Annotated in this window: 29 protein-coding genes and 1 pseudogene; 16 read left to right on the top strand and 14 right to left on the bottom strand. The window is 73.8% G+C overall.

All coding sequences use genetic code 11. The features are described from left to right. Window positions 1-30: 30 nt before the first annotated feature. Window positions 31-996: an alpha/beta hydrolase gene (locus ACZ69I_RS28585; protein ID WP_470835464.1), complete on the bottom strand. Its 966-nt coding sequence runs from the start codon at window positions 994-996 to the stop codon at window positions 31-33. A 302-nt stretch (window positions 997-1298) separates the two neighbouring features. On the opposite strand from ACZ69I_RS28585, the gene ACZ69I_RS28580 reads away from it, so the two are divergent. Further along, window positions 1299-2552, top strand: a complete 1254-nt coding sequence (locus ACZ69I_RS28580) for a PucR family transcriptional regulator (RefSeq protein WP_470835463.1) — start codon at window positions 1299-1301, stop codon at window positions 2550-2552. A gap of 7 nt (window positions 2553-2559) precedes the next feature. Here ACZ69I_RS28580 and ACZ69I_RS28575 read toward each other — a convergent pair whose 3' ends face one another. The 3 genes from ACZ69I_RS28575 to ACZ69I_RS28565 form a co-directional block, all read right to left on the bottom strand. Then, window positions 2560-3621, bottom strand: coding sequence for a cytochrome P450 (locus tag ACZ69I_RS28575; protein ID WP_470835462.1), 1062 nt, complete (start codon window positions 3619-3621; stop codon window positions 2560-2562). Window positions 3622-3754: 133 nt separating this feature from the next. After that, entirely contained in the window at window positions 3755-3835 is an 81-nt protein-coding gene (locus tag ACZ69I_RS28570) for a tryptorubin family RiPP precursor (protein WP_223828759.1), read from the bottom strand. A gap of 249 nt (window positions 3836-4084) precedes the next feature. Further along, window positions 4085-4621 carry a hypothetical protein gene (locus ACZ69I_RS28565; protein ID WP_470835461.1) on the bottom strand — a complete coding sequence of 179 codons (537 nt, stop codon included), beginning with the start codon at window positions 4619-4621 and terminating at the stop codon, window positions 4085-4087. Between the two features lie 140 nt (window positions 4622-4761). Between ACZ69I_RS28565 and ACZ69I_RS28560 the strand changes: the two genes are divergently transcribed. The 3 genes from ACZ69I_RS28560 (at window position 4762) to ACZ69I_RS28550 (ending at window position 6602) form a co-directional block, all read left to right on the top strand. After that, window positions 4762-5454, top strand: a complete 693-nt coding sequence (locus ACZ69I_RS28560) for an alpha/beta hydrolase (RefSeq protein ID WP_467680276.1) — start codon at window positions 4762-4764, stop codon at window positions 5452-5454. A 91-nt stretch (window positions 5455-5545) separates the two neighbouring features. Continuing rightward, entirely contained in the window at window positions 5546-6430 is an 885-nt protein-coding gene (locus ACZ69I_RS28555; RefSeq protein ID WP_470835459.1) for a polysaccharide deacetylase family protein, read from the top strand. A gap of 10 nt (window positions 6431-6440) precedes the next feature. Further along, window positions 6441-6602: a hypothetical protein gene (locus tag ACZ69I_RS28550; protein ID WP_467680272.1), complete on the top strand. Its 162-nt coding sequence runs from the start codon at window positions 6441-6443 to the stop codon at window positions 6600-6602. Between the two features lie 51 nt (window positions 6603-6653). Here ACZ69I_RS28550 and ACZ69I_RS28545 read toward each other — a convergent pair whose 3' ends face one another. Next, window positions 6654-7322: an ABC transporter gene (locus tag ACZ69I_RS28545; RefSeq protein WP_470835458.1), complete on the bottom strand. Its 669-nt coding sequence runs from the start codon at window positions 7320-7322 to the stop codon at window positions 6654-6656. Further along, window positions 7322-8257: an ATP-binding cassette domain-containing protein gene (locus tag ACZ69I_RS28540; RefSeq protein ID WP_470835456.1), complete on the bottom strand. Its 936-nt coding sequence runs from the start codon at window positions 8255-8257 to the stop codon at window positions 7322-7324. The genes ACZ69I_RS28545 and ACZ69I_RS28540 overlap by 1 nt, the downstream gene beginning before the upstream one ends. A gap of 98 nt (window positions 8258-8355) precedes the next feature. Here ACZ69I_RS28540 and ACZ69I_RS28535 point away from each other — a divergent pair, with 98 nt between their 5' ends. Further along, window positions 8356-9114: a peptidyl-tRNA hydrolase gene (locus ACZ69I_RS28535; RefSeq protein ID WP_470835455.1), complete on the top strand. Its 759-nt coding sequence runs from the start codon at window positions 8356-8358 to the stop codon at window positions 9112-9114. A 37-nt stretch (window positions 9115-9151) separates the two neighbouring features. Here ACZ69I_RS28535 and ACZ69I_RS28530 read toward each other — a convergent pair whose 3' ends face one another. From ACZ69I_RS28530 to ACZ69I_RS28510, 5 genes and pseudogenes are all read right to left on the bottom strand, one after another. Continuing rightward, the gene (locus tag ACZ69I_RS28530) at window positions 9152-9532 is read right to left on the bottom strand and encodes a darcynin family protein (protein ID WP_467680466.1); all 381 of its coding nucleotides are present in this window, start codon (window positions 9530-9532) and stop codon (window positions 9152-9154) included. A gap of 80 nt (window positions 9533-9612) precedes the next feature. Next, on the bottom strand, window positions 9613-10506 hold the full coding sequence (locus ACZ69I_RS28525) for an NAD(P)H-binding protein (RefSeq protein ID WP_470835454.1): 894 nt from the start codon (window positions 10504-10506) through the stop codon (window positions 9613-9615). A gap of 211 nt (window positions 10507-10717) precedes the next feature. Further along, window positions 10718-11122, bottom strand: coding sequence for a Clp protease N-terminal domain-containing protein (locus tag ACZ69I_RS28520; protein WP_470835557.1), 405 nt, complete (start codon window positions 11120-11122; stop codon window positions 10718-10720). Continuing rightward, a pseudogene (locus ACZ69I_RS28515) lies at window positions 11120-11263 on the bottom strand (Clp protease N-terminal domain-containing protein); the annotation flags it as partial. The pseudogene ACZ69I_RS28515 and the gene ACZ69I_RS28520, both read right to left, overlap by 3 nt. Window positions 11264-11265: 2 nt before the next feature. After that, window positions 11266-11508: a hypothetical protein gene (locus tag ACZ69I_RS28510; RefSeq protein WP_386453168.1), complete on the bottom strand. Its 243-nt coding sequence runs from the start codon at window positions 11506-11508 to the stop codon at window positions 11266-11268. A 267-nt stretch (window positions 11509-11775) separates the two neighbouring features. Between ACZ69I_RS28510 and ACZ69I_RS28505 the strand changes: the two genes are divergently transcribed. From ACZ69I_RS28505 to ACZ69I_RS28470, 8 genes are all read left to right on the top strand, one after another. Continuing rightward, entirely contained in the window at window positions 11776-12447 is a 672-nt protein-coding gene (locus ACZ69I_RS28505; RefSeq protein ID WP_467680260.1) for a TetR/AcrR family transcriptional regulator, read from the top strand. 151 nt (window positions 12448-12598) lie between these two features. After that, the gene (locus ACZ69I_RS28500; protein ID WP_470835453.1) at window positions 12599-13213 is read left to right on the top strand and encodes a TIGR03086 family metal-binding protein; all 615 of its coding nucleotides are present in this window, start codon (window positions 12599-12601) and stop codon (window positions 13211-13213) included. Window positions 13214-13280: 67 nt separating this feature from the next. Beyond that, window positions 13281-14048 (top strand): DUF4142 domain-containing protein, encoded by a 768-nt coding sequence (locus tag ACZ69I_RS28495; RefSeq protein WP_470835451.1) that lies wholly within the window; start codon window positions 13281-13283, stop codon window positions 14046-14048. A 97-nt stretch (window positions 14049-14145) separates the two neighbouring features. Then, a complete protein-coding gene (locus tag ACZ69I_RS28490; protein WP_470835450.1) occupies window positions 14146-15450 on the top strand; it encodes an MbnB/TglH/ChrH family RiPP precursor modification enzyme in 1305 nt (434 codons plus the stop codon). 4 nt (window positions 15451-15454) lie between these two features. Next, a complete protein-coding gene (locus ACZ69I_RS28485) occupies window positions 15455-16555 on the top strand; it encodes a TIGR04222 domain-containing membrane protein (protein ID WP_470835449.1) in 1101 nt (366 codons plus the stop codon). Between the two features lie 142 nt (window positions 16556-16697). Continuing rightward, window positions 16698-17456, top strand: a complete 759-nt coding sequence (locus tag ACZ69I_RS28480; protein WP_467680250.1) for a DUF4142 domain-containing protein — start codon at window positions 16698-16700, stop codon at window positions 17454-17456. Between the two features lie 100 nt (window positions 17457-17556). Further along, window positions 17557-18327 (top strand): TIGR04222 domain-containing membrane protein, encoded by a 771-nt coding sequence (locus tag ACZ69I_RS28475; protein WP_467680248.1) that lies wholly within the window; start codon window positions 17557-17559, stop codon window positions 18325-18327. A 126-nt stretch (window positions 18328-18453) separates the two neighbouring features. Beyond that, the gene (locus ACZ69I_RS28470; RefSeq protein ID WP_470835447.1) at window positions 18454-20055 is read left to right on the top strand and encodes an alpha/beta hydrolase; all 1602 of its coding nucleotides are present in this window, start codon (window positions 18454-18456) and stop codon (window positions 20053-20055) included. Window positions 20056-20133: 78 nt separating this feature from the next. Here ACZ69I_RS28470 and hemQ read toward each other — a convergent pair whose 3' ends face one another. Next, a complete protein-coding gene (gene hemQ / locus ACZ69I_RS28465) occupies window positions 20134-20853 on the bottom strand; it encodes a hydrogen peroxide-dependent heme synthase (protein ID WP_467680244.1) in 720 nt (239 codons plus the stop codon). 4 nt (window positions 20854-20857) lie between these two features. Further along, window positions 20858-22309: a protoporphyrinogen oxidase gene (gene hemG / locus ACZ69I_RS28460; protein ID WP_470835446.1), complete on the bottom strand. Its 1452-nt coding sequence runs from the start codon at window positions 22307-22309 to the stop codon at window positions 20858-20860. Window positions 22310-22446: 137 nt separating this feature from the next. Between hemG and ACZ69I_RS28455 the strand changes: the two genes are divergently transcribed. Both ACZ69I_RS28455 and ACZ69I_RS28450 read left to right on the top strand, forming a co-directional pair. Beyond that, a complete protein-coding gene (locus tag ACZ69I_RS28455) occupies window positions 22447-23463 on the top strand; it encodes a DUF4349 domain-containing protein (RefSeq protein ID WP_470835444.1) in 1017 nt (338 codons plus the stop codon). Between the two features lie 9 nt (window positions 23464-23472). Beyond that, a complete protein-coding gene (locus ACZ69I_RS28450; protein WP_470835443.1) occupies window positions 23473-24867 on the top strand; it encodes an FAD-dependent oxidoreductase in 1395 nt (464 codons plus the stop codon). A gap of 70 nt (window positions 24868-24937) precedes the next feature. Here the strand turns inward: ACZ69I_RS28450 and hemE are convergent, their stop codons facing one another. Then, a complete protein-coding gene (gene hemE, locus ACZ69I_RS28445; protein ID WP_467680236.1) occupies window positions 24938-26011 on the bottom strand; it encodes a uroporphyrinogen decarboxylase in 1074 nt (357 codons plus the stop codon). A gap of 85 nt (window positions 26012-26096) precedes the next feature. On the opposite strand from hemE, the gene ACZ69I_RS28440 reads away from it, so the two are divergent. Next, complete coding sequence (locus ACZ69I_RS28440; protein ID WP_470835441.1) at window positions 26097-26759, top strand: DUF3000 domain-containing protein; 663 nt, start codon at window positions 26097-26099, stop codon at window positions 26757-26759. Window positions 26760-26885: the final 126 nt, after the last annotated feature.

The following is a 26885-nucleotide window of genomic DNA, read 5'->3' as shown; positions in this document are numbered from 1 at the left end:
ATCCGCGGGGGCCCGCGGGCAGTGCCCGGTTCACAGGAGTTGCAGCCCGTAGTCCCGGCACACGGGCTTGAAGTCCGCCGGGCCGTCCGCGAGGGCGTTCATGGTGATCTGCAGCGTCGGATCGTCGTTGAAGAGACCCATGTGCCCCGCGCGGTCCGCCGGGCACACGTCCTGCAGGACCACGTTGTCGACGTCCTTGCCCTTGAGCGCCTGGGTGGCCCACGGCGTCACGACGGTGTCGTACTTCGTCATCACGACCGTGTAGTGCGGGCCGTCGGGGACGGTGTCGCCGTCGGCCCACATCTCGCGGATGTAGTCCGAGGTGCTCGCCTGCTCGACGACGCCCGGGAAGCGCCCCGCGTCCGCCAGGTGGTTCACGAAGCCCATCAGGTTCAGCCTGGCGCCGAGATCGACGATCCCGTCGAGGTTCGAGCCGTGCGAACTCGGGGCCCATCCCACGTAGTTGTCGACCTTGCGGGCGCCGTCCAGCTTCTTCATCCACCACATGGGGACGTTCCCGCCGAGCGAGTGCCCGACGACGTCCACCTTCCTGGCGCCCGTCGACGCGAGGACCTTGTCCACGAACGCGTCGAGCTGGGCCGCCGACTCACGGTTGGGGCCGAGGCCCCCGGCGCGGCCGAGGGAGGACGAGGTGAAGCCGTAGTTCATGGCGTAGACGCAGTAGCCCGCGTTCTTCAGCCGGGGCGCCGTCTTCACGAAGTTGGCGCCGAAGTTGAAGAAGGTGCCCGGCAGCAGGACGACCGGCTCGGGGTGCGCGGCGCTCGGCTCGCACGACCAGTCGTTGGCACCGGGCACGGCCCCCGGCGAACTCACGTAGTTCCACAGGGCCTGCGCCACACCCCCTTCGCGGAGCTTCGGCCCCTCGTCGGCCTGCGCCGGGGCAGCCGACGAGAAGGTGAGGGCGGTGGCGGCACAGACGGCCGCGGCGGCCAGTCCCGTGCGGAGCTTGCGCGTGGACGACTCGGTCACTGGCATGGAGGTCTCCCAGGTGGGGGGTGGCGGCAGGCGGATCAACGAGGGGCGGCCCGCCGCGATACGCGGAAGCGCCCCAGCAGAAGACTGAAGGAGCAACCGCCCCATGGACCCCGGCTGACGTCCAGACATCCGGGGCGCCGTTTGTGAGCCGTCACAAAAAACGGACCTGCCCGGCGCCCCGGAGACCTCGCTCACACCGGCCGCCGCGCCCTTGACGGCCCGCCCGCGGCCAGCGACTTTTGCTACCGCTGCGCGTGGACGATCTCCGGGTGGACGGTCCCGGGACGGGCGAGGAGGGCGGCATGGATCATGAGGGCGGGACGCCACTGCCGCCGGCCTTCGACGGCGTCGGCCTCCACCAGCGCCTGAGCGACGCGCTCCCCGAGCTGACCGGCCGCGTCCTCGGCCGCCTCGTCGACCACGTGCCCGTCTACGACACGATGCCCGGCGAGCAGCTCCACGGAGAGATCCGCAGAGTCGTCGAGCAGGGCATCGGCTCCTTCGCCGCCATGCTGCGCACGGGCCGGCTCCCCACGGAGAACGAGCTTCTGGCGCTGCGTCAGTCGGCGGCCAAGCGGGCCGGGGAAGGCGTACCCGTCGAGGCGGTGGTGCGGGCCTACCACGTCGGCGCGCAGGAGTGCCTGCAGCAGATGCTCGGCCATGCCACGGCGGACGATCTGGAGCACGTGCGGGCCGTCACCGTCCTCGTGCTGCAGTTCCTCGAGCGCATGACGGTCACCGTGGTGGCCGGTTACTTCGCCGAGCGCCAGGCGGTCCTCGGCGAGGAGCAGTCCGCGCGCCAGGCTCTGCTGACCGCGCTCGTCGAGGGCGCGGACGCCCCGGGCACCGCCGCCCGCTGGGGCCTCGACGTACCCCCCTGCTACCTGGTCCTCGACCTCGCCGTCGGCGCGCACCCGGACGAGGCGCTGGAGGGGGTGAGCCCGGCCATCGCGGGCAAGCGCAAACTGCGCCGGCTGCGCGTCGAACTCGACCGGCACGCCGACGGTACGGTCCTGTCCGCCCTCTCCGGCGACGGAGGTCTGGCGCTGATCCCCTGCCGCACGGAGCCGGACGGGGTCACGGACCGGGAATGGGCGCGGCTGGCCGACGCGGTCACCCACATGCGGCGGGTCGCCGGTGTCGACATCATGGCGGGTGCGGCGGCGGCCGCCCCCGAGGACGTGCCCGCCGCCGTCGCCCTGGCCCGCGAGGTGCGCCGGGTGGCGGCCGCGTCGGGGCAGCCGCCGGGGCTGCACCGGCTCCGGGACGTGCTGCTTGAGTACCAGTTGATGCGCCCGGGACCGGCCAGGGACGAACTGGCCCTGCTCGTACGGCCGTTGACGGCCCGCCCCGAACTCCTCGACACGGTCCGCGCCCACCTGCGCTGCGGGCTCAGCCGGCGCCGCACCGCGCAGGAGCTGTGCGTGCACCCCAACACGGTGGACTACCGGCTGCGCCGCGCCGCCGAGATCACGGGCCTGGACGTCACGGCGGGCCCGGACGCGCTCCGCGTACGGGCCGCGCTCAGTGCGCTCGACGCGGAGCCGGAGCGCTGACCGGCCGTCAGAGCCTGCCGGTCGTCCGCCGCACCAGCCGCACCTTGTCCACGCCGAGCAGCCCCGCCAGCGGCACCTTCGCGGAGGTCTGCCGCGGGTCGACGCCCACGCCCTCGGCGCGCAGGACGTCCAGCAGCATCCCGGCCAGCGGCATCACCATGTGCCGACCCCAGCAGCGTTCGGAGGCGTGGCCGAAGGGGAGGTAGCCCGGGTGGTTGTCGGGGTCGAGGGTGGCCCAGCGCTCGGGGCGGAACGCGTCGGGGTCGTCCCAGAGCTCCGGGTCGCGGTGGCTGAGCAGCGGCAGCAGCAGGACGTCGTCGCCCTTGCCGATGCGGTCGTCGAGGGCGGGGTACTCGGGGGACGCGTTCCGCAGGATGTTCCAGGACGGCGGCAGGAGCCGCATGGACTCGTACAGGATGTGCTCGTTCGGCGTGTCCCCGTCGAACGGCGCTCCCAGCCAGTACGCGTTGGCGACGAGCGTGGAGACGGTGAAGCAGACCGGCGCTGCGGCCCGCCGGTACAGGCCCATGGCGTAGCGGCGGTCGCTGTAGGTCGTGGCGTTCGCGGTCAGGCCCGCGATGCTGGTGACGGGCGCGCCCGGGTGGAGCCTGCCGGGCAGGGCGGCGCCGGTGGCGATGACTGTCCAGGTGAGTTTGGGCGTCAGCTCCAGGGTGCGGTCCATGAGGATGCGCAGCCGGTAGGGGTCGGCGCCGAGGATCAGGTCGCGCAGGTGGACGTGGCCGACGTGCGGCCAGGGCCCGGAGAGGTCGATGGTGCCCGGCAGCGGCTTCTTCAGGGCCGCCCGCACGTCCCGGCCGATGGCCTGCATGACGGTGGACGCCTCGGTGTGCGGAATGGAACGCCCGTGCAGCGGTTTGAAGGTGGGGCGTTCGCGCTCGGTGGCGGGCCGCGCGGCGAGGATCTGGTCGGTCAGGGCGGGCCCGGCGACACCGACCGTGTCGTCGTCGAGGCGGAACACGTCCTGGCCGAGGTGGTCGCGCAGCAGGGCGTGGAGTCGCGGCGTGAAGACGGTGGTCCGCGCGAGCCGGGCGGTACCGGATATGGACATCGGTGGTCTCCAGGTGCGGGAGGCCCGCCCCCGGTGTCCGGTTCAGGGCACACCGGGCGCGGGCCTCGACGGCGCATTACGTCCCTACGGGATGCGCATCCGCGCGGATGCGCGCGGTGACCGGCTCGCCGGCCTAGTACCAGTGGTACCAGGCGTAGGCCTTGAGGCTCTTCTCGCCGGTGATCTTCTTCTTGAGGGAGCGGACAACCTTCATGTGCATACCTCCGGTCGTTTCCGTCGTCCGTGCCGGACACGGACTCGCAGAGGATCTCCGCGCCCGATCAACAGCCGATAAACGGCCAGGTGATGGGCTATGCCGGGCATATCCGGAGTGCCGTGACGGGTGGGGCTCACGGGGCGCGTGAGCGAGACGTCAGCGCGGCGCGTGCGGTGCAGGTGCCCGTACCGGGCCATCGGGGAAGAGGGGTCGCGCCGCCCGTCCGTTCCGCCCCGGGTGAGAGCCTTACACCAGGTACAGACCGGCGAAGTTGTTCCACCCCTCCGGGACCCACGCCTCGGACGCGCGCGAGGGGTCGTAGTCCAGGAGGCGGGCCCACAGCATCAGTTCGTGCCAGGCGGCGTCGGCCTCCCGCGCCCAGTCCTGGCCCGCGTCCGCCACGAGGCCGACCGACTCGGCCACGCGCAGCTCGATCGCCGCGAGCTGCTCGCGGGCCCCCTCGGGCAGCAGCTCGCCGCGCGCCTCCATCATCGAGCGCAGTTGCTCCAGGCACGTCTCCACGTGGGTGCGCATGGCCCGGACGTTCGCCTCGGTGGGGCGCGGCGGGGCGGACTGCTCCAGGAACATCCCGGACGCGAGCGTGTGCCAGTAGTGCGCTTCACGGAACAGCGGGGTGCGCCGGTCGTCGGGCATGGCGTCGAACGCGGGCGGCGGCTCCTCCCCGTTCCGCAGCGCGTCATCGCGGGCCCGGTCGGCCCACGCCTTCGCCAACTGCCGTACGTCGTCGCGCTGTACCCGCCGCATCGTGGTTCCTTCCGTCACTTCCGGGATGGTCCGGGGCCGCCTGGACGCACCCCGTGACGGCATTGTCCGTGCACGGACCACGCGGTGTGCGGCATACCGTGGGGTTCGCCCCGGACGAGCGGGCCGCGTCGAGGAGGCGCGCGGAGGAAAGGACCACCATGAAGCTGCACACCCACGAGTGGGGAACCGGCGACCGCGTCGCCCTCCTGGTCCACGGGATCATGTCGGACCACCGCACGTGGCGGCGCGTGGGGCCCGCTCTCGCCGGTAAGGGGTACCGCGTGATCGGCGTGGACCTGCGGGGGCACGGGGCGAGCGGGCGGGGCCCGTACGGTGCGGAGATCTTCGCGGACGACCTCGTGGAGACCCTGCCCGCCGGTGCCGAGCTCGCGATCGGGCACTCCCTCGGCGCTCTCGCGCTGGCCCTCGCGGTGGAGCGGCTCGCCCCCGCGCGGGCCGTCTACTCCGACCCGGCGTGGGCCCTCGGCGCCGAGGGCGCGGTCGACCCCGCGATGTTCGTGGAGTTCCGGCGGATCCCGCGCAACCTCATAGCGAAGTTCAACCCGCGCTGGGAGGAGGCCGACGTGGACGTCGAGGTCGCCACGCTGGCCGACTGGGACCCGGACACCGCCCTGTCGATCTCCGGCGCGGGCGCCGTCGACCACGTCCCGGCGGCCCCGGTCGTTCCCTCGCTGGTGCAGGTGGCAGACCCCAGCATCGTCGTCGACGAGGCGCTCAAGGCCGAGCTGGGGCGGCGCGGCTTCGAGGTGCGTACGGTCCGGGGCGCGGGGCACACCATCCACCGCGACGACTTCGACGCGTTCATGAGCTCCCTGGACGGCTGGCTGTGAGGTGAGCGCCGGGGCCCCGGACGGGTGGCGGTGGGCGGGGCGACACGACAGCTTGTCCTATTTGCAGCATTAATGCCTATATCTTCACCGGGTGATCACTCTCGTACGGAGATGCGCCGCGCTCTGCGCCCTCGGCACCCTGACCGCCGCCCTCGCCGGATGCGCCGGAGCCCCCGGCACGCCCGGTCACGCGGGCCGTCCCGACCGGACCGCGGCGGCCACCACCGCCCCCTCGCCGTCCGCGCCCCCCACCCTCGCGCCGGGCCCCGCCGGTCTGACCCCGGTGTTCACGAACGGCTCCCGCAAGCACGGGCGCACCGTCGCCCTCACCTTCGACGCCGACATGACCGCGGACCAGGGGCGGCGCGCGGCGGCCGGGGAACGGTTCGACAATCCGGCGCTCGTCGCCACGCTGCGGCGGCTGAAGGTGCCCGCCACGTTCTTCATGACGGGCCGGTGGGCCGAGGAGTACGCGGGCCAGGCCAAGGACATCGGCCGCGACCCGCTCTTCGAGGTCGCCAACCACTCGTACAGCCACCACGCCTTCACCGGCAGCTGCTACGGCCTGCCGACCGTGCCCGCGGCCCGCATGCGCGCCGACATGGAACGCGCCTTCGCGGCGTTCCGCACGGCGGGCGTCGAGCGCCCGGTGCCGTACTTCCGCTTCCCCGGCGGCTGCTACGACCGGCAGGCCCTGCGCGCCCTCGCTCCCGGCGGCGTCACCGCCGTGCAGTGGGACGTGGTCAGCGGCGACGCCTTCGCGACCGACTCCGGCGCGGTGGCCCGGCAGGTGCTCGACGGAGTGCGCCCCGGCTCGGTCGTCGTCATGCACTGCACGCGCAGCGCGGCGCCCGCCACCGAGCGTGCCCTGCGCACGATCGTTCCGGAGCTGCGCGAGCGCGGGTACCGGTTCGTGCGGGTCTCGGAGCAGATCCGGTCGTCGGGGGCGGCGGGAACGGCGGGAGCGCGCAGCTAGGCTGACCGGCATGGCGGATGACGAGGACCACAGCGCGGCGGCGCCGGGCGAGCCCTGCGCCGAGTGTGTGCTGTGCCGCGCGCCCACCGAGTACCCGGAGTCCCACCGGGGCGTCACGCTCTGCCCGGTCTGCGCGTGGCGGGAGGCGGAGCGCTCGGCGTGTTCGGGATGAGGCGGGGCGCACCCGTCCGCACCGGCCGCGCCCGGGTCGGCCCCGCTCCGATCAGCTCCGCCGCGAACTGAGCGCGCACGCCCCCCACATGGCCGCCGCCGCGACGGCCACCGCCCCCGCGAGCGCGCCCACCGGCACCGGCACCGCCCCCTCCCGCGACCCCGTGGTCAGGTCGGTGAGGACCGACTTCGCCGGAGACCCCGTGGTGACGAGCAGGAACAGCGCGCCGAGCAGCAGCGCGGGGACGGACCGGCCCGCGGAGCGCAGCAGCGGCCGGTTGGCGAGCGCCCCGAGCGCCGTGCCGAGCAGCGCGCTGACGAGCATCGCCAGCAGACCGGCCGCCCCCGCGGGCACCCGTGCCACCGCCACCCGCGCGTTCGTGCTCGACGCATCGCTGATGGCCGTCACGAGGAGGACCGCCGCCCCGCCGAGCGCGGCCGCCGCGAGCAGGGCGGCGAGCAGCGCGGCGAGGTGGGCCCGTCCCGGCCCGGCGGCCGCGGCGGCACAACTGCGGGCCGCGGGCGGCTCGTTGGTCACGCAGATCCGTACCAGCCAGGCGGTCACGGGCAGCAGTCCGCCCGCCGCGTACGCGAGCGAGTCCAGGATGGGCTGCCCGCCCTGCACGCCGATGCCGAGGAAGACGGCGTACAGGATCACGGGCGGGAGCCACCGCTGGGACCGCACCAGCAGGGCGGTCTGGTAGCGCAGCAGGGCACGCATCACAGCGCCTCACCGTCCGCCGATTCCGTCGCCTCCACCGCGCCCGCCTTCGCCGCTTCCGCCACTCTCACCACTTTCGCCACGTGCCACGCCGGTCGCGCCGTGAGCAGGTCCCGCAGGACCCGGTCCGAGTGGGATGCGGGGACCGTGAGGCGCGTGAGACCGGCGGGCGCGTCCGGGCCCTCCGGCCCCACGCGCGACACCGCCAGGGCCGCCGCCGTCACCGCGGCCGGGAGCCCGGCGCCCGGCGGGCCCTGGGTCTCGATGAGGACCGCGGGCCCCTCCCACAGGCCTGAAGTCGCCTGCCCGGTACGGCGGTTCAGCGTCGAGCCCGCCAGTACGTACGTCTCGTCCGCCACCCCCTGGAGGCGGCGCGGATCGTGGTCGACGAAGACCACGGAGCCGCCCGCCGCCGTGCGCTCGCCCACCGCCCGGTCGAGTTCGGCGCGGGCGAGGGCGTCCAGGCCCGTCCAGGCCTCGTCGAGGACCAGCAGTCCGGGGTCGGCGAGGAGCGCCTGGGCGACGGCGACCTTCTGGCTGCTGCCCTTGGAGAGCTCCGCCAGCGGCGTGCGCGCGTACGCTTCGGCGCCGAAGCGCTCCAGCCACTCCGTCGCGCGGCGGCGGGCCGCGCCGCGTGCGAGGCCGTGGACGCTGCCCATGTGCGTGAGGTAGCCGACCGCCGTGAAGGGCAGCGCGGCCGGGAACCGCTCGGGCACGAACGCCGTGCGCGGGCGCCCGGACACCCGCCCCTCGGAGGGCGCGTCGATACCGGCGAGGAGCCTCAACAGCGTTGACTTTCCTGTGCCGTTGCCGCCCTCGATGCGCAGCAGAGCGCCCTGCGGTATGCCGAGGTCGACTCCGCGCAGCACCCACGCCCCGCCCATGCCGTAGCGACGGCCCACCCCGTCGAGCCGTACGGCGAGATCACGTTCCATGCGGGCCATCCTCGCGTACGGGCCCCACCCCGCCGGGCGGGGCCCGGAGGGGCGGGCGGGACCCGAAGGGGCGGGAGGGGGCTGGCAGACTGGCGGGCGTGAGCAGCGACGAGACGACCACCCCCGCCGGGCCGCCCGCCGAGGGCAGCCCGTTCAACCATGAGATCGCTTCGCGTGACGAGGCCCCGCAGTACGTCCTGCCCCTGGTCGCGCGGATCGAGCGCGGCGCTCCCCCGGCCCGCACGGACGCCCTGGAGACCGCGGCCCGCGCCGTCCTGGTGATGCTGAGCGACGAGCGCTCCCTGGGCGACGGCGAGTGGGCGCAGGCGATGCGCGACTGGCAGGACGCCCGCATCCGCAAGGTGGTGCGGCGGGCCAGGGGCGCCGAGTGGCGCAAGGCCGAGGCGCTGCCCGGCATCACGGTCACCGGAAAGTCGGCGGAGGTCCGCGTCTTCCCGCCCGTACCCCTGGACGGCTGGCCCAGGGAACTGGCCAAGCTCCAGGTGTCCGGCACCGAACTCGACGATCCGGAGCCGCCGCCCGGCGCCGACCCGACGCACCCCGTGCTCTGGCTCAACCCGCACGTCGAGATGACGGCGGGCAAGTCGATGGCCCAGGCGGGCCACGGCGCGCAGCTTGCCTGGTGGGAGCTGTCGGACGAGGAGCGCGCGGCCTGGCGCGACGCCGGTTTCCCGTTCGCCGTCCGGACCGCCGACGCGGAGCACTGGCGGGCGGTGACCGCCGGCGGCAACCCGGTGGTCCGCGACGCGGGCTTCACGGAGATCGCGCCCGGCAAGACCGTCGCGGTCGAAGGGGTGGACCGCGTCGGAAGGCTCCCGCACGAAGACCGCCCGTAGGGCCTCCGGACCAGCGCTCCCGGATGGCGTTTCCGGATCAGGTGCTGATGGTGGTGACGGCCTCCACGCCGTACGTACGGGCGTAGCCGTTCTCCGTGCCGACCAAGAGGTCGACGACCTCGAAGTAGCGGTCCCAGAAGGGGGTTTCGCGCAGGGCGTCGACGAGGAGCTGGTAGGCGTTGTGGTCGTCGGCCTCCCAGACCCAGACGTCGGTGACGCGGGTGGAGTAGAACTCCGTGTCGTAGAAGCGCGAACGGACGCCGGTGGTCTTGGCCTTGATCGCGGGGATGACCTCGGTCACGAAGGCGTCCACGCGTTCCTGCGGGGTCATGGCGAGCCACTCGGGTGTGGTCTTGACGAGCATGAACGCGGTGACGGGCGGGGCGGATTCCCGGGTGGACGTTTCCTGGGCGGGCATTTCCTGGGTGTGCATTTCCTGGGTGGACATGATGCGTGCCTCCTGAGCGGCGGGCGGAGTGGCGGGCGGTCGTGGTGCGGTCAGGCCTGGACGGCGGGCTTGAGCGTCCGGGCGCACCACTGCGCGAACGTGGTGCGGGCGGCGGCCTCCGAGGTGCGGGCGACTCCCGCGTCGAGGCCCTCGTCCTTGGCCCGCTTCATGTCGCAGATGCCCTGTGCGAACGCGTCGTCGAGGCCGTAGCCGACGAGGGTGGTGTAGAGCTCGTCGAGCGGCTGGCGTTCGAAGCGGACGGGACGGCCGAGCTGCTCGGTCATGATGCGGGCGAGGTCGTTCGGGGACAGGTCCTGCGGCCCGTGGAGCGGGACGCTGCCGGTGCCGGTCCACGAGCGCTCGAGGAGGAGGTCGGCGGCGACGGCGGCGATATCCGCGACGGCGACGAAGGGGGCCGGGCGGTCGGGGTCGGCGGCGTCGGTGAAGAGGCCCCGCTCACGGAGGGAGTCGACCTCTTCGAGCAGGTTCTCGAAGAACGACGGGTTGGCAAGGGCCCGGTAGGCGACGCCGGTGTCCGCGATGAAGTCGTCCAGGTCGAGGGAGGCGGTGACCAGTCCGGCGCGGTCCGCGACCGGAGTGCCCCGGCCGAGCGCGGAGACACCGACGACGTGGCGGACGCCGTGGGCGGTGAGCGCCTTCGCGGCGGGCCGGCTGAAGCCGGTGTAGGCCTCCTCCGGCGTCCGCGAGGAGTCCGGCGGTACGAGCCAGAAGACGGCGTCCGCACCATCGAAGGCCCGGTCGACGACCTCGGCGTCGCCGTGCGATCCGGTGATCACCTCGACGCGCTCGCGGACGGCGTCGGGAAGCCGGGCGGGATCCCGCACCACCACGCGCAGCGCTTCGCCGCGGGCGGGGGCGGACTCCAGGAGCAGGGGCAGCAGGTGGCGCCCGATGTTCCCGGTGGGAGCAGTAATGACGATCATGAACACCTCGTGGGTCGTGCCGGTTCGGTACGTCCCTCATCCTGCGGAGAGGCCCATCGTTGCCACAATGGGAACTTCGGCACGGGATTGTTGCCCGAGGTGGAATTACTGCCCTGAGCAGGGGTTACGGATGGGCTATGGGGCGTCGGCGTGGGCACGCGACGCCGCCCGGCCTTTCCGGCCGGACGGCGCCCGCATCTGCCGGTCGTCGCTACGAAGCCTCCCTGGCCACGCGGGTCAGCACCCTCTCGCGCAGGCCGTTGGGGTCCACCTCCAGGGCGGCCAGCACTTCCAGACCGCGGCCTTCTCCTGCAGCCAGCATGCCGAGAAGGATGTGTTCGGTGCCGAACTTCTCCTGGCCCAGCGCGCGGGCTTCGCTCAGGGTGTGTTCGAGCGCCTTCTTGGCGTCCGGCGTGTAGGCGGGCCTGGGGTACTGAAAGGCTCCGGGGCCGAAGTTGGTGTCGGCCTGACGCTGGATCTCCTCGACGTTGATACCGAGCGACGACAGGGCGTCCTTCGCGGGTTGTCCGCCGGCGGCGACGATTCCGGCGGCCTCCAGGATGCGTACGACTTCCGCCCTGGCCCGCGTCAGCTCGACACCCTCCTCGCGCAACACGTCCCCAGCCGTGCTCCGGTCGGTGCCGACCAGCCCGAGCAGCAGGTGCTCCGTACCGATGAAGTCGTGTCCGAGGGCGATCGCCTCGTCCTGGGACAGCGACACGGCGCGCCTCGCGCGGTCGGTGAAAAGTTCGAACACCTCTACTTCTCCTTGCCTTCGGCTTTGCGTCTGCTCGCATGCTTCTCGTGCACCGACTGTCGGCTGACGTTCAGCGACGTGGCGATGCTCTGCCACGACCAGTCCTGGTCGCGGGCGTTGTCGACGTGGACCCGTTCGAGTTCTTCCAGGAGACGGCGCAGGGCGACAACAGCCTGCAGTCCCACCGCGGGGTCCTTGTTGGTGACCTGCCCGGCCAGCGAGGCCGGTGTGTCCTCAGCTCCCATGCCTGTCAGGCTGCCCTGACGGAGGGTCGATGTCAAGGAACCCTGACAAGGACAGGGCGGGTAGCTGGCGGGCAGTTGAAGGCCGAGCCGGTTCTCCGCAGCCGTCAGCCGTCCGTCGGTCGCGCCCGCGCGCCCGCAGGACACCGGCGCTGCACGAAGCGAGGTACTGGCGCCCACGCCGACGGCGCCTCGCCGCGTCCGCCGCGGCGCTAGGGTTCGGAGCGCATACCCACCCGCCGTGCCCGCGGCGCAACCCGCGAAGGGAACATGCAGGTGAGAGCGGAACACGAGGCGACGGCGCCGACCCGGTCCGACGGGCGGGTCGAGCGCGGCAACCAGACCCGGCGCCTCGTCCTGCGCCGCACCGTGGACATCGCCTCCGTCGAGGGGCTCGACGCCCTGTCCCTCGGGCGCATCGCCACCGAACTGGGCCTCAGCAAGAGCGGGGTGTTCGCGCTCTTCGGGTCGAAGGAGGAGCTGCAGCTCGCGACGGTGCGGGCCGCGGGCCGGATCTTCCTCGACGCCGTGGTGGAGCCCGCCGATCAGGAGCCGCCCGGCATCGGGCGGGTGTGGCGGCTCTGCGCGACCTGGCTCGACTACTCCGAGCGGCGCGTCTTTCCCGGCGGCTGCTTCTTCTACGGGGCCATCGCCGAGTACGACGCCCGCGAAGGAGCGGTGCACGACGCACTGGCCGACGCCGACCGGGGGTGGAACGCGCAGGTGGAGCGCCGCCTCGGCGAGGCCCTCGACGCCGGTGAGCTGCGGGCGGGCACGGACGTCGGCCAACTCGCCTTCGAACTGGTCGCCTTCATGGAGACGGCCAACGCGCGCTCGGTCCTGCACGGGACGCCGGACGCGTACCGGCGGGCGGGCGCGGCCATCACGGCGCGGCTGCGCGGGGCGGCGGCCGACGCGTCGGCGGTGCCTCAACTCCCCTGACCGTTAAGGGGTCTCCGGCGCCGCACCCGCCGTACCCCCCGTGCCGCCGCACCCGCCGTGCCGCCCGTACCCGATGTTCGGAAATTATGCGCACGACCGTTCGTTTAGTTTTAGTCTGGGGGACCCGGCACCCCCAGGAAGCAGGTACGCCGTGCCCGACCTCGTCGCCCTCGACCGCATCGCCGTCCGCACCTCGCTCCAGGCGCTGTCCGCCGCCCACACCGCGGCGGACTGGGAGCGCCCCACCCCCTGCGCGGGCTGGACCCTGCGCCGTCTCGTGACCCACATGACCGCCCAGCACCACGGCTTCGCGGCGGCCGCGCGCGGTGCGGGCGACGACCGGACGTACTGGATCGAGCACGACCTCGGGCGCGACCCGTTCACCCGCTACGAGGAGTCCGTGCGCCACCTGCTCGCCGCCTTCGCCGAGTACGAAGAGGCGGGCGTGGAGCGGGAGTTCGTGCTGCCCGAGATCGGGGGGAGCTTCCCCGGGCGGGTCGCCGTCGGGTTCCATCTGCTCGATTACGTGGTGCACGCGTGGGACGTCGCCACCGCGCTCGGCGCCCCCGTCACCTTCCCCGGCGACGTCACCGACGCGGCGCTCGCCGTCGCGCGGCGCGTGCCCGCGCATCCCGAACAGCGGGGCCCAGGTGCCGCGTTCGCGCCCCCGCTCCCCACGCCCGCCGACGCCTCGCCCCTGGACGGCATACTCACCCACTTGGGACGCTCCCCCGCACGCGTGCCGTCCACCGTCCCGCGCGGTTGAACACCCCGCCCGTATCTTCCGTACTCCCCCGTACCACCGGCGACACGGGAGCACCACGGGAGGCACCTTGCGGCGCGTCAACGGCACGGCTCTGATCATCGCGGCACTCGTCGCCACACTGGGCGCGATCGCGTTCCCCGTGTGGTCCTACGCCGACCGCTCCGGGACCGGCCAGGCCAATCTGGCCGCAGGGACGGTCGCCACCCGGTGGGGGCCGCTCTCCGCGGCCGACCGGGACCTGCTCGTGAAGGTGCGGCTCGCCGGGCTGTGGGAGATACCCGCGGGCCAGCAGGCCGTCGAACGCGCCCCGACCGAGGCCGTCAAGGAGGCCGGGGACCACCTCATCGTCGGCCACACCGACCTCGACAAGCGGGTCCGCGCGGCCGCCGCGCAGCTCGGCGTCGAGCTGCCCAACCAGCCCACCGAGCAGCAGCAGGGCTGGCTGGACGAGTTGACCGCGGCGAGCGGCGAGACGTACCAGCGGAAGTTCGCGAACCTGCTGCGGGCCTCGCACGGCAAGGTGTTCGCCGTGATCGCGCAGGTCCGCGACAGCACCCGCAACTCGCTCGTCCGCCAGCTCGCCACGGACTCCAACCAGACCGTCCTCGACCACATCACGATGCTGGAGTCCACCGGGTTCGTCGACTTCGACGGCATCGCGAACGGCGCCGCGTCGACCGCGACCGCAAGCCCCACCGGGCCTCCGCCGCCGTCCGGTGCCACGCCCCCGGAGCCGCCGCCCGCCACGCCGAGCGGCGACGTGCCGACCACGTCCCGGCCCTCGCCCGCGCCGCCCGGCGAGGTGAACACCGGCCGCCCGGAACCTCAAATGTAGCTCTGAACGTCTCCACCCGGGGGTTCGCCGCCGCCCGCCCGGGTCATGGTCCTGGGGACGAGGGGCCGGGGGGCCCGGGGGACGAAGGGGGAGCGACATGCGGAGTCCGGAGCTGCGCCTGGGAACCGGAATCGGCTGGCGGCCCGAGATCGCGGACGCCGTGGAGGCGATGCCCGGCATCGACTGGGTCGAGGCCGTCGCGGAGAACCTCTGCCCGGGCCATCTGCCCGGCTCCTTGCTGCGGCTGCGCGAGCGCGGCGTCACCGTCGTGCCGCACGGCGTCTCGCTGGGCCTCGGCGGCGCGGACCGCCCCGACGAGGGGCGGCTCACCGCGCTCGCCGAGCGGGCGGCCGCCCTCGGCTCGCCGCTGGTCACCGAGCACATCGCGTTCGTCCGCGCGGGCGGCGCCCTCACCGCCACGCAGCCCCTGGAGGCCGGTCACCTGCTGCCGGTGCCGCGCACCCGCGACGCGCTCGACGTGCTCTGCGAGAACGTCCGCATCGCGCAGGACGCGCTGCCCGTGCCGCTCGCCGTGGAGAACATCGCGGCGCTTCTCGCCTGGCCCGGCGAGGAGATGACGGAGGGGCAGTTCCTGTACGAGCTCGTGGAGCGCACCGGCGTACGGCTGCTCATCGACGTCGCCAACCTGCACACCAACCACGTCAACCGCGGCGAGGACCCGGCGAAGGCCCTGGCCGAACTGCCCGTCGAAGCCATCGCCTACGTCCACGTGGCGGGCGGCTTCGAGCGCGACGGCGTGTGGCACGACAGCCACGCGCACCCGGTGCCCGAGCCCGTCCTCGCGATCCTCGCCGACCTCGCGGCCCGCGTCTGCCCGCCGGGCGTGCTCCTGGAGCGGGACGACAACTTCCCCGAACCGGCCGAGCTGGAGCGGGAGTTGAACGCGATACGGGCCACCGTGAAGACCTCCGGCGAGCTGCCCGCGCCGACGGAGGGCCGCCCGCGCGCGACGCCGCCCGCCTCCCCCGCCGCCCGCCAGCGCACCGCGCTCGCCCAGACCGCCCTGCTCTCCGCGCTCGTCGCGGGCACCCCGGCGCCCGAGGGCTTCGACCACACGCGGCTGAAGGTGCAGAGCCACGCCCTGGCCGCCAAGCGGGCCGACGTCGTCGCGAAGGTCGCGCCCGAGCTCCCCGGCATCCTGGGCGCGGCGTACCGCGCCGACTTCCTCGCGTACGCCAGGACCCGCCCGATGACCGGCGGCTACCGCCGGGACGCGCTGCACTTCGCCGAGCACCTGCTGCTCGCCGGGCGGCCCGGGGACGCGGACGCCCGGCGGCGGTTGAGCGACTGGTGGCTGGAGCGCTCGGGCCCGGCGCCGCTGTCGCGGCGGCCCGGCACCAGGCTGCTGGACGCCACCCGCCGGGTCCTGCTGAGGCGGTGACGTCATGAGCATCGTGGTCGTCGTCTACACCCTCGTCGTCTCGCTCGCCGCCATGGAGCTCGTCCGGGGCGTGACGGCGGCCCGCCGCACCCGGCCCCCGCACCGGGCTGGGGCCCCGCACCGGGCGAGGGCCCCGCTCGACGCCGAGCACGGCGTGTTCGTCCGGGGCACCCTGGAGGCCGCGTTCCTCTCCGGCGGGCCCGCCCGCGCCGCCGACGCGCTGCTCGCGGGGCTGCACGAGGACGGCCGCCTCGTCCTCGCCGGGCCCGGCGTCGTCGGCCTCACCGCACGGGCGGCCAGGAACGCCGGGGAGCAGGCGGTCATCGACGCCCATACCGCGTCGCCCCACGCCGCGCTGCACTGGCTGCGGGCGGCCGTGATGCGGAGCGCGCCGGTGCAGGAGACGGGCGAGGAGCTCGCGCGGCGCGGGCTCGTGGTGCGGCCGGGGCGTCAGCGGAAGTGGCGCCGCCGGGCCGGGGCGCAGGCCTTTCTGACCCTCTTCGGGTTCGTGGTGGCCGCCGCGCTGGTCCTGCTGCACCACGGTGCCGCGCACCTGGAGCCCGGCCTGGAGCAGGGGAGCTCCGACGCGGCCCTCGACGACCTCCTGGCCCTGCTGCCCGCCGCCGTCCTCGGCGTGGCGAGCGGCATGATCTGCCTCTCGGTCACGTCGAAGCAGAGCACCGTCGCCGGACGGTACGCGCTGCGCCAGTACGTCGCCTCGGCGCGGCATCTCACGGGCGCGGCCCACCTGGTGGCGACGCGCGGCCTCGCGGCGGCCCACCCGGACCTGCGGGGCCACTTGGCCGCCGCCGCGCGGGTACGGGGCGGGACGGTGACCGCCGCGGGTTCGCCCTCCGCCCCGTACCGTGATCCGTTCCCGGGCACCTCGCACTCGGGCGGCACAACGCCTGTCTGGTGCGGCTCGGGCGGCGGGAGCGGCGGAGGCGGGTCTTCGTGCGGCGGGGGCGGCTCTTCGTGCGGCGGCGGGTCCTCGTGCGGAGGTGGCTCGTCCTGCGGAGGTGGCTCGTCCTGCGGGGGTGGCTCGTCCTGCGGGGGCGGGTCCTCGTGCGGAGGCGGTTCCTCCTGTGGTGGCGGGTCAAGTTGAGCAGTGCGGCCTCCTCGCTCCGAGGGCGCACGCCGAGCCCGCCGCACGAGGCCCCGCATAAGGCAGTTGACGTACTCCCGGCCGTATCGGGCCGCGCCCCTCCCGGCGCGCACTAACGTGCGGTGCCGCAACAGGAGGCGTCATGCGATCCCGAACCATCAACGGCACCGGCCTCATCGTCGCGGGCCTCGTCGCGACCCTGGCCGCACTGATCTTCCCCCTCTGGTCCTACGAGGACCGCTCCGGCACCGGACTCGACCGGCTCAACTCCGAGGCCGTGTCGACCGACTTCGGGCCGCTGTCCGCACTGGACCGCGACTTCGTCACCAAGGTGCGGCTCGCGGGCCTGTGGGAGCTGCCCGCCGGACAGCAGGCCGAGGAGCGCGGCACCACCGAGGCCGTGCGCACCGCGGGCGAACACCTCGTGCAGGGCCACACGTTCCTGGACGCGCGCGTACGCGAGGTCGCGACCCGGCTCAGTCTCGAACTGCCCAGCCAGCCGAACGGCCGGCAGCGGTCGTGGCTCGCCGAGTTGAGCGGCGCGCGCGGCGAGGCGTACCAGCGGAAGTTCGCCAACATCCTGCGCCGCGCCCACGGCAAGGTCTTCGCGCTGGTCGCGGAGGTGCGCGCGAACACCCGCAACTCGCTGGTGCGCGCCCTGGCCGACGACGCCAACAGCACCGTCCTCGACCACATCAAGATCCTCGAAGGCACCGGCCTCGTCGACTTCGACGGCCTCGCCCGGGACGCGGCGACCTCCGGTCCCGCGGGCCCGGCGACCCGCTCACCGGCGCCACCGGGGCCGACGGACACCCCCCGCTCGGCCACACCGGTCGGCCCGTCACCCACGTTCCCGCTGCCTCCCGCGGTCTCCCGCCCACGGCCGGAGAAGGAGAAGTGAGCCCCCGCGGCCGCAAACGGAACGTTACCTACCCGTCACCCGGTGTCCGCATGGTGAATAAGCCATGGCGCAATGCGGCGACGTCACATAGAACACCGCCATGTTCTGGGTCCCTCTCTTCCTCGTCGCCTGGGCCGCGGCCGGCCTGTCCTGCGGCCGGCTCTGCCTCGCCGCGAGCCGCGCCGCCACCCAGGAGAAGGCCGCGGGCCGCGGGCACGAACTCACCCTCTACGAAGCGGCCTTCCTCTCCGGCGGCCCCGCCCGCGTCGCCGACGTGACGCTCGTCGCGATGGCCAGGGCCCGGCGGCTGCTGATCGCGCACACCGGCTGGGCCACCGTCGTCGACCCGATGGGCCGCGACGACATGGAGCGCTCGGTCCTCGGCACGATCGGGCCCGCGGGGCAGTCGCGGATAGGGCGGATACGGCAGGGCGCGGCCGCCGCCGACCCGGTGCGGGCGCTCGCGGACCGGCTCGTCGCGGCGGGCCTCGCCGTGCCCGAGGAGGCCGGCTCGGGCGTCGCGGCCGCGGTGCGCCAGGTGCGGGCCGCGACGGTGGCGGTCCTCGCCCTCGGCGCCGTCGCCGTGCTGATGCCCCAGGAGCGCCCGGGTGCCGGACAGGTGCCCGTCGCGGCCTGGTTCGCGCTGCCGCTCCTGGTGTGCACGGCCTGTCTGCTCATCGCCCGCGTCGAGGTCCATCCGTACACGCGGTGGGCGTCCCCCGCGGGCCAGCGGCTGCTCGGCGCCCTGCCCGCGCGCGGCGACGGGCTGACCGCGGTGGCGGTGCGCGGGGTCCGGGCCACGGGCGACCCGGAGCTGCGGGCGGCCTTCTCGCACCGGCCGCGCCGGGGAGCGGCGCAACGGGGTCATTGAGCCGACACCGGCAGGGTGGTGCTTTACTTCGCCGTTTACCACACGAATCATCCCTTTTGTTCGAGTACTCCAGTTTTTTCGAGTACGCCCGGACACACATCCGAACCAAAGGGGTAGACAAGCGCGATGAGAGCAGCAGCCGCCCGCTACGGAACCGCCGGATCCCTGGTCCTGACCGCCCTCGTCGCCGCCCCCGCGGGAAGCGCGAGCGGCACCCCGCCCTCCCCCGAGACGCACGGCACCGCCGTCGCGGCCCAGCGCGCCGAGGCCGCCGGTATCCACTGGAGCACCTGCGCCAAGGCCGAGGGCCTGCCGCCGTCCCTCCGGTGCGGCACCGTCTCCGTGCCCCTCGACTACGCCCACCCGCGGGGCAAGCAGATCAAACTGACCGTCAGCCGCACCGGGGCCACCAAGAAGGCCCGCGGCAAGGCCGTCGCCCGGCAGGGCTCGCTGGTCTTCAACCCCGGCGGGCCCGGCGCGTCCGGCACGTACTTCCCGCTGGTGGGCGCCCTGCCCGAGTGGAAGCGCATCGCGGCGGCGTACGACCTGGTCGGCTACGCCCCGCGCGGGGTCGGCCGCTCCGCGCCGCTGTCCTGCCAGGACCCCAAGGGCTACATCAAGGCGCCCACGCAGGCGCCGGTCCACCCCGACGACGCGTACAAGCGCGAGCGCATCGCGCAGGCGAAGGCGTACGCGCGCGGGTGCGCGTCCCGCAACCCCGGGCTGCGCCACTACTCGACGCTGAACAACGCGCGCGACCTGGACGTGGTGCGGGCGGCGCTCGGCGAGAAGAAGCTGACGTTCATGGGTGCCTCGTACGGCACGTACTTCGGGGCCGTCTACGCGACGCTCTTCCCGTCGCACGTGCGGCGCATGGTCTTCGACTCGGCGGTCAACCCCGACCCCACGCAGATCTGGTACGGCAACAACCTCGAACAGTCCCTCGCGTTCGAGCGGCGGTGGGCGGACTTCCGCGCGTGGGTGGCCAAGCACGACAAGACGTACCACCTGGGGAAGACGCCCGAGGAGGTCCTGCGCAGCTACGACAAGGTGAGCGCGGAGCTGGCCCGCAAGCCCGCGGGCGGCAACGTCGGCCCCGGGCAGCTGCAGTCCGCCTACCTCCAGGCCGGGTACTACGACGACTACTGGCCGATGCGTGCCGCGGCGCTCTCCGCCTATCTGAAGGGCAACCCGAAACCGTTGGTCGAGCAGGCCGCGCCCGAGCCGAGGGGGGCCGCGGAGGCGGAGAACTCCAACGCCGTCTACACGGCCGTGGAGTGCAACGACGCGGCGTGGCCCACCGACTTCGCCACCTGGGACCGGGACAACACGCACCTCGCGCGCGTGGCGCCCTTCGAGACCTGGGACAACGCCTGGATGAACCTGCCGTGCGCCTACTGGTCCGCGCCCCGGCAGCGTCCCGTAGACGTCGGCACGCCCGAGGGCGCGCTGCCCCCGACGCTGATCCTGGCCGCCGAGCGGGACGCCGCGACGCCGTACGCGGGAGCCCAGGAGCTCCACCGCAGACTGGCCGGTTCGGTCCTGGTGACCGAGCGGGACGCGGGCACGCACGGCATCGGCGGCGGACCCAACCAGTGCGTCAACGGGCACCTGGACGCGTATCTCCTGGAGGGCAGGCTCCCCGTGCGGCGCGCGGCGTGCGCACCGCACGCGGAGCCCCGGCCGACGTCCGGCGTGCGGACGTCGGGGCTGCCCAGGGAGCGCTGAGAGCACGTCCTTGAACGCACGCACGAGAGGCCGGGCCCCGTCGGGGTCCGGCCTCTCGTCGTGATCCGCGCCTGTCGGCTAGGCGAGGCCCGCCACCAGCTCGGCCACGGACTTGCGGCGGCCGGTGTAGAACGGCACCTCTTCGCGCACGTGCATACGGGCCTCGGAGGCGCGCAGGTGACGCATGAGGTCGACGATGCGGTACAGCTCGTCCGCCTCGAAGGCGAGCATCCACTCGTAGTCGCCGAGGGAGAACGAGGCGACGGTGTTGGCGCGCACGTCGGGGTAGCCGCGGGCCATCATGCCGTGGTCCTTGAGCATGCGGCGGCGGTCCTCGTCGGGCAGCAGATACCAGTCGTAGGAGCGCACGAAGGGGTAGACGCTGACGTAGTCGCGCGGCGTCTCGTCGGCGAGGAACGCCGGGATGTGCGACTTGTTGAACTCGGCGGGGCGGTGCAGCGCCATGTTCGACCAGACGGGCTCCAGGGCGCGGCCGAGCTTCGTGCGGCGGAAGAGGTTGTAGGCCTCCTGCAGCTCGTCGGAGGTCTCGGCGTGCCACCAGATCATGACGTCGGCGTCGGCGCGCAGGCCGGAGACGTCGTACGTGCCGCGGACGGTGATGTCCTTGGCGGCGAGCTGGTCGAACAGGTCCTGGACCTCGTCGGCGTAGCCCGCGCGGTCCTCGGGCAGCACGTCGCGCAGCTTGAAGACGGACCACAGCGTGTAGCGGATGACCTCGTTGAGGTCCTTGGCCTTCTTGCCCGCGTTCGGGCTCTTGGCGGGGGCGTCGTCACTCATGGCCCTATTCTCCTCCGCCGCCGTGCAGGCTCTGCACCGGGTTCCTGGTGAGCTCCTGCACACCGGCCAGGTCACCGCCCAGCTGGTCGACGGCGGCGTTGGCGCTCGCGATGCAGGCGGGGATGCCCACTCCGTCGTACGCCGCTCCGCACACCGCGAGGCCGGGCAGCTTGCTCACGTGCTCGCGGACGCGGGCCACGCGCGCGTGGTGGCCGACGGGGTACTGCGGCAGGCCGTCGTGCCAGCGGGTGACGCGGGTGGCGACCGGGGCGGCGGTCAGGCCGGTGGCCGCGCGCAGGTCGTGCCGGGAGAGCTCGACGAGCTCGGCGTCCTCGCGCTCGAGGATCTCCGTCTCGCCGTACCGCCCCACCGACGTGCGCAGGACCAGCAGGTCGGGGTCTTCCTCGGCGATCCAGGCCCACTTGCGCGAGGCGAACGTGGAGGCCTTGATGGTGTGCCCGTCGACGGGCGGCACGAGGAAACCGCTGCCTTCGGGGAGGTCGGTCTCGCTGCGGCGGTAGGCGAGGGTCATCAGGGCCATGGAGGCGTACTCGACGCCCGCGAGCTCGGCCGCGGCGGCGGGCGCCTCGACGCCGAGCAGCGCGGCGGCGGCGTAGGCGGGCACGGCGACGATCACGGCGTCGGCGTCGACGGTCTGCTCCCCCGTGGTCACCTGCCAGCCCCGCGGGGTGCGCCGCAGCTCGGTGACCGGCGTGCCGGTGCGGATCTCACCACCCCGCGCGCGCACCGATTCCGCGACGGCGAGCGGCAGTTGGCCGACGCCGCCCTCGATGCCCATGAAGACGGGCCCGGTCTGCTGGTTCGCGGTGGCGCGGGCCTGGAGGGCGCGGACGCCCTCCAGGAGGGAGCCGTGCGTGCGGGCGGCCTCGAAGAGCTGCGGGACGGCCGAGCGCATCGAGATGCGGTACGCGTCCCCCGCGTAGACCCCGCCGAGCAGCGGCTCCACGAGGCGGTCGACGACCTCGCGGCCCAGGCGCGCGGCGACGTACGCACCGACCGCGACGTCGTCGCCGACCTCGGTGGGCGGCAGGTCACGGTCCTGCTCGATGCGGTGCAGGCCCTCGTCGGACAGCACTCCGGCCAGGGCCGAAGCGTCGCCGGGCACGCCCATGACGTGGCCCTTGGGCATCGGGCGCAGGGCACCGCGGGTCCAGATCGCGGCGGTCGCGGTGGCGGGCGGCTGGAGCCGGCCGGCGAGGCCCACCTCGCGGGCGAGGGCGACGGCCTCGGGGCGGCGGGCGAGCATCGACTCGGCGCCGAGGTCGACGCGGACGCCCTCGATCTCGCCGGGGAGCAGCTTGCCGCCGAGCCGGTCGGAGACCTCCAGGACGGTCACGCGGGCCCCGGTGGCGATCAGTCGGTGGGCGGCGGCCAGTCCGGCGATCCCGCCACCGATGACGACGACATGACCCGTACGTGTGTCCGTTTCGCGCATGCCTCCACTCTACGAGCCGTGCTCCTCGCACCGCGCGAGTCCCGACCGTGACCCCATCGGGACCGGTCGGCAACCACCGTTGTGCCCCTCTCCGCCGTCGAAGGAGCATCAGTCACCACTTCCTTGGGGGTACGCCGATGCGCTCGACCGACAGGTCCCCGCACCGCCCGTCACAGCTCCGCAGCTCACGGCACCGCGCCGCCCGGTCCCTCTCGGGGGTCCTGCTGGCGGCCGCGCTCGCGCTCACGGGGTGCAGTGCGGGCGACGACGCGGGCGGTGACGGCGACGACCGGGATGCGGGTGTCTCCGCCGAGCGGGATCACAAGGGCGCGGGCGGCGGCCTCGCCGACACGTCCGGCGCCGACACGTCCCGCCCCGCCGACTCCGCGGGCAGGAAGAAGCCGCCCGCGCCCACCGGCACGCACATCATCCGCACCGCGCGCCTCACCGTCCGCGTCAAGGACGTGCCCACGGCGCTGGACCGGGCCCGCACGGTCGCCGAGGACTCCGGCGGCCTCGTGGGGGACGAGAACACCTCCCGCGACGACGAGGGCCGCGAACGCTCCCGGGTCGTGCTGCGCGTCCCGCAGGACACGTACGAGGACGTCCTGGACGCGCTCGAAGGCACCGGCACACTGCTCGGCCGCGACGCGAAGGCCCAGGACGTCACCGACCGGGTCGTCGACGTGGAGAGCCGCGTGAAGTCGCAGCGGGCGAGCGTGGCCCGGGTGCGGGAGCTGATGGACAGGGCGACGAAGCTGAGCGATGTGGTCGCCCTGGAAGGGGAGTTGAGCACCCGTCAGGCGGACCTGGAGGCGCTGCTCGCCCAGCGGGCGTCCCTGAAGGACCGCACCGGCATGGCGACGATCACGCTCTCGCTCACCGAGAGCCCCGTGGCGGCACGGGTGAAGGACGACGACGATCCGTCGTTCGTGGACGCGCTCGCGGGCGGCTGGGAGGCGTTCGTCACGGCGCTGCGCTGGGTCGCGGTCGTCCTCGCCGCGGTGCTGCCGTTCGCGGCGGTGGCGGCGCTGCTGCTCGTCCTGTGGCTGCGGGGTGTCAGGCCCCGGCTGCGGCGCCGTCCCTCCGCCGGTGGCGGGGCGCCCGAACGGACGGCGGCCGAGGGGCCGTCGACCGGAACCCCCGCGCCGTAGCGTGTCCGTATGAGCAGCACACGAGAACGACTGGTGATCATCGGGGGCGACGCGGCCGGCATGTCGGCCGCGTCGCAGGCGCGCAGGCTCAAGGGCCCCACCGAGTTGGAGATCGTGGCGTTCGAGCGCACCCGCTTCACCTCGTACTCCGCCTGCGGCATCCCCTACTGGGTGGGCGGCGACGTCGAGGACCGGGACCGGTTGATCGCGCGGACGCCCGAGCAGCACCGCGAGCGGCACATCGATCTGCGCACGCGCACGGAGGTGGTCAGGATCGACCTCGCGGGGCGGCGCGTCCTGGCCCGCGATCTCGACGCGGACGAGGAGTACTGGACGTCGTACGACAAGCTCGTCGTCGCCACCGGCGCGCGGCCCGTCCGCCCCCGGCTGCCCGGCATCGACGCCCCCGGCGTGCACGGCGTGCAGACGCTCGACGACGGCCAGGCCCTCCTCGACACCCTGGCACGGACGCCGGGCCGCAGGGCCGTGGTGATCGGCGCGGGGTACATCGGCGTCGAGATGGCCGAGGCGCTGATCAACCGCGGCTACGAGGTGACGGTCGTCAACCGCGGCAAGGAGCCCATGGCGACGCTCGACCCGGACATGGGCCGCCTCGTGCACGACGCGATGACCGGCATGGGCATCTCGATGGTCAACGACGCCGAGGTCACGAAGATCCTCACGGGCGGGGACGGCCGGGTCAGGGCGGTGGCCACGGAGGACGCCGAGTACCCGGCGGACGTGGTGGTGCTCGGCATCGGCGTACGTCCCGAGACGACGCTCGCCCGGGAGGCGGGGCTGCCGCTGGGCGAGCACGGCGGGCTGCTGACCGACCTGGCGATGCGGGTGCGCGGGGCCGAGGCGGGCGGGGTCGTCTGGGCGGGCGGCGACTGCGTGGAGGTCCTCGACCTGGTGTCGGGGCGCGAACGGCACATCGCGCTCGGCACGCACGCCAACAAGCACGGGCAGGTCATCGGCTCGAACGTGGGCGGGGGCTACGCGACGTTCCCGGGCGTCGTCGGCACGGCCGTCAGCAAGGTCTGCGACCTGGAGATCGCCCGCACCGGTCTGCGCGAGAAGGACGCGCGGGCCGCCGGGTTCCGCTTCGTGACGGTGACCATCGAGTCGACGAGCAGGGCCGGTTACTACCCCGGGGCGGCCCTCATGACGGTGAAGATGCTCGCGGAGCGGCGCACGGGGCGCCTCCTCGGCGTCCAGATCGTCGGCCGCGAGGGGGCGGGCAAGCGCGTCGACGTGGCGGCGGTCGCGCTCACGGCGCAGATGACGGTGGAGCAGATGACGGCGCTCGACCTGGGGTACGCGCCGCCGTTCTCGCCGGTGTGGGACCCGGTCCTGGTGGCGGCCCGCAAGGCGGTGGCGGCGGTGCGGGCGGACCGGAGCTGAGCCGCACGGAGAAGGGTCCCCGCCCACCCGGGCAGGGACCCTTTTCGGACATCTTTCGGACGGACTCCGTTCAGACGGCCGTGCGCGTGTGCACGTGCTCCACGAGGCGGGTCAGCGCCTCGGGGTCCGTGGTCGGCAGGACGCCGTGCCCGAGGTTGAAGATGTGCCCCTCCAGGTCCTTCGCCGCCGCGAGCACCTCGTCGGCCTTGGTCTCGACGGCCTCGCGCGTGGAGAACAGGACGGCCGGGTCGAGGTTGCCCTGCAGCGCCTTGCCGGGCCCGACGCGGCGCGCGGCCTCGTCCATCGGCACCCGCCAGTCGGCGCCCACGACGTCGGCACCGGCCTCGCCCATCAGCCCGAGCAGCTCGCCCGTGCCGACGCCGAAGTGGATGCGGGGCACGCCGTACGGGGCGACCGCGTCGAAGACCTTGGCCGACGCGGGCATCACCGAGCGGCGGTAGTCGGCGGGCGACAGGGCACCCACCCACGAGTCGAAGAGCTGCACGGCGCTGGCGCCCGCCTCGATCTGCACCTTCAGGAAGGCGCCGGTGATCTCCGCGAGCCGGTCGAGCAGGTCGGCCCAGAGCTGCGGGTCGCCGTACATCAGGGCCTTGGTGTGCTCGTGGTTGCGGCTCGGGCCGCCCTCCACGAGGTAGCTCGCGAGGGTGAAGGGCGCCCCCGCGAAGCCGATGAGCGGCGTCGGACCGAGCTCGGCCGTGAGCATCCCGATCGCCTCGGTGACGTAATGGACGTCGTCCGGCGTGAGGTCCCGCAGCTGCGCGAGGTCGGCGCGCGTGCGGATCGGGTTCTCCACGACGGGCCCGACGCCGGGCTTGATGTCGAGGTCGATGCCGATCGCCTTGAGCGGGACGACGATGTCGCTGAAGTAGATCGCGGCGTCCACGTGGTGGCGGCGGACCGGCTGCAGCGTGATCTCGGTGACGAGGTCGGGCCGCATGCAGGACTCCAGCATGGCGGTGCCCTCACGGACCTTGCGGTACTCGGGCAGTGAGCGCCCCGCCTGCCGCATGAACCAGACCGGCGTGTGCGGCACGGCCTCGCGCCTGCACGCCTTCATGAAGGGGGAGTCGTACGTCGCTGCGTTCTGCCGGCCCTCGGGGCCTCGGCTGTCATTGGCACTCACGCGGAAAGTCTCGCACGTTGACCGAGAACGCCCTCACGGGTGTCTCTCCCTGCGCGAAGCCGCCGTTCCCCTTAACCTTCCCCGCATGGCTGCGGCTCAGGGACAACGGTCGGACGACGCTGGCGAGATGGAGAGTTCGGAGGGGAAGGTGGCGGATTCGGCTCCGTTGCCCTTCCGCGCGGCGGTCGAGGCGCTGCGGGGGGCACGGCTGCGGCCGGAGATCGAGATCGACCCGACGCGGGCACCGCAGCGGCTCGCGCCGTACGCGTACGCGTTGGAGGCGGCGGTCGTCGACGGCGATGAGGACCTCGCGGACGGGCGGCTCGTCCTGCTCCACGATCCGTCGGGCCACGATGCCTGGCAGGGCACCTTCCGGTTGGTCACGCTCGTCCGGGCGGAACTGGAACCGGAGATGGCGGCGGATCCGCTGCTGCCGGAGGTGTGCTGGTCGTGGCTGACCGGCGCGCTGCAGGCGCGCGGGCTCTGCGCGGGCGAGGCGAGCGGCACGGTGACCCGTGCGGGATCGCACTACTTCGGCGGTCTCTCGGAGCGCCCGCCCGCCTCGCAGATCGAGATCCGCGCGTCGTGGACGCCCCGGGAGGAGAGGGGCGGCGGCGTGCCGGACACGGGGGCGCACCTTGCGGCGTGGTGCGACCTGCTCTGCCAGATCGCGGGGCTGCCGCCCGCTGGACCCGGAGACGGTTCGGTGGTCTCGCTCCCCCAGCGCCGGGGGCCGCTCTCTCCTTGAGGGGCCCGGGATACGGGGCTGCGGCGGCTGGCGGCTGGCGGCTGGCGGCTGGCGGCTGGCGGCTGGCGGCTGGCGGCTGGCGGCTGGCGGCTGGCGGCTGGCGGCTGGCGGCTGGCGGCTGGCGAC

The sequence above is a fragment of the Streptomyces sp. NPDC036815 genome, assembly GCF_055609205.1.
The sequence above is the reverse complement of the archived record's forward strand: the minus strand, read 5'-3'. Positions and strand labels throughout refer to the sequence as shown.

Excerpts from the sequence above, each read along its gene's own strand:
- ACZ69I_RS28585 (WP_470835464.1), bottom strand. The coding sequence starts at position 996 with ATGCCAGTGACCGAGTCGTCCACGCGCAAGCTCCGCACGGGACTGGCC.
- ACZ69I_RS28580 (WP_470835463.1), top strand. The coding sequence starts at position 1,299 with ATGGATCATGAGGGCGGGACGCCACTGCCGCCGGCCTTCGACGGCGTC.
- ACZ69I_RS28575 (WP_470835462.1), bottom strand. The coding sequence starts at position 3,621 with ATGTCCATATCCGGTACCGCCCGGCTCGCGCGGACCACCGTCTTCACG.
- ACZ69I_RS28570 (WP_223828759.1), bottom strand. The coding sequence starts at position 3,835 with ATGAAGGTTGTCCGCTCCCTCAAGAAGAAGATCACCGGCGAGAAGAGC.
- ACZ69I_RS28560 (WP_467680276.1), top strand. The coding sequence starts at position 4,762 with ATGAAGCTGCACACCCACGAGTGGGGAACCGGCGACCGCGTCGCCCTC.
- ACZ69I_RS28550 (WP_467680272.1), top strand. The coding sequence starts at position 6,441 with ATGGCGGATGACGAGGACCACAGCGCGGCGGCGCCGGGCGAGCCCTGC.
- ACZ69I_RS28545 (WP_470835458.1), bottom strand. The coding sequence starts at position 7,322 with ATGCGTGCCCTGCTGCGCTACCAGACCGCCCTGCTGGTGCGGTCCCAG.
- ACZ69I_RS28540 (WP_470835456.1), bottom strand. The coding sequence starts at position 8,257 with ATGGAACGTGATCTCGCCGTACGGCTCGACGGGGTGGGCCGTCGCTAC.
- ACZ69I_RS28530 (WP_467680466.1), bottom strand. The coding sequence starts at position 9,532 with ATGCCCGCCCAGGAAACGTCCACCCGGGAATCCGCCCCGCCCGTCACC.
- ACZ69I_RS28525 (WP_470835454.1), bottom strand. The coding sequence starts at position 10,506 with ATGATCGTCATTACTGCTCCCACCGGGAACATCGGGCGCCACCTGCTG.
- ACZ69I_RS28510 (WP_386453168.1), bottom strand. The coding sequence starts at position 11,508 with ATGGGAGCTGAGGACACACCGGCCTCGCTGGCCGGGCAGGTCACCAAC.
- ACZ69I_RS28505 (WP_467680260.1), top strand. The coding sequence starts at position 11,776 with ATGCAGGTGAGAGCGGAACACGAGGCGACGGCGCCGACCCGGTCCGAC.
- ACZ69I_RS28490 (WP_470835450.1), top strand. The coding sequence starts at position 14,146 with ATGCGGAGTCCGGAGCTGCGCCTGGGAACCGGAATCGGCTGGCGGCCC.
- ACZ69I_RS28485 (WP_470835449.1), top strand. The coding sequence starts at position 15,455 with ATGAGCATCGTGGTCGTCGTCTACACCCTCGTCGTCTCGCTCGCCGCC.
- ACZ69I_RS28480 (WP_467680250.1), top strand. The coding sequence starts at position 16,698 with ATGCGATCCCGAACCATCAACGGCACCGGCCTCATCGTCGCGGGCCTC.
- ACZ69I_RS28475 (WP_467680248.1), top strand. The coding sequence starts at position 17,557 with ATGTTCTGGGTCCCTCTCTTCCTCGTCGCCTGGGCCGCGGCCGGCCTG.
- ACZ69I_RS28470 (WP_470835447.1), top strand. The coding sequence starts at position 18,454 with ATGAGAGCAGCAGCCGCCCGCTACGGAACCGCCGGATCCCTGGTCCTG.
- hemQ (WP_467680244.1), bottom strand. The coding sequence starts at position 20,853 with ATGAGTGACGACGCCCCCGCCAAGAGCCCGAACGCGGGCAAGAAGGCC.
- hemG (WP_470835446.1), bottom strand. The coding sequence starts at position 22,309 with ATGCGCGAAACGGACACACGTACGGGTCATGTCGTCGTCATCGGTGGC.
- ACZ69I_RS28455 (WP_470835444.1), top strand. The coding sequence starts at position 22,447 with ATGCGCTCGACCGACAGGTCCCCGCACCGCCCGTCACAGCTCCGCAGC.
- ACZ69I_RS28450 (WP_470835443.1), top strand. The coding sequence starts at position 23,473 with ATGAGCAGCACACGAGAACGACTGGTGATCATCGGGGGCGACGCGGCC.
- ACZ69I_RS28440 (WP_470835441.1), top strand. The coding sequence starts at position 26,097 with ATGGCTGCGGCTCAGGGACAACGGTCGGACGACGCTGGCGAGATGGAG.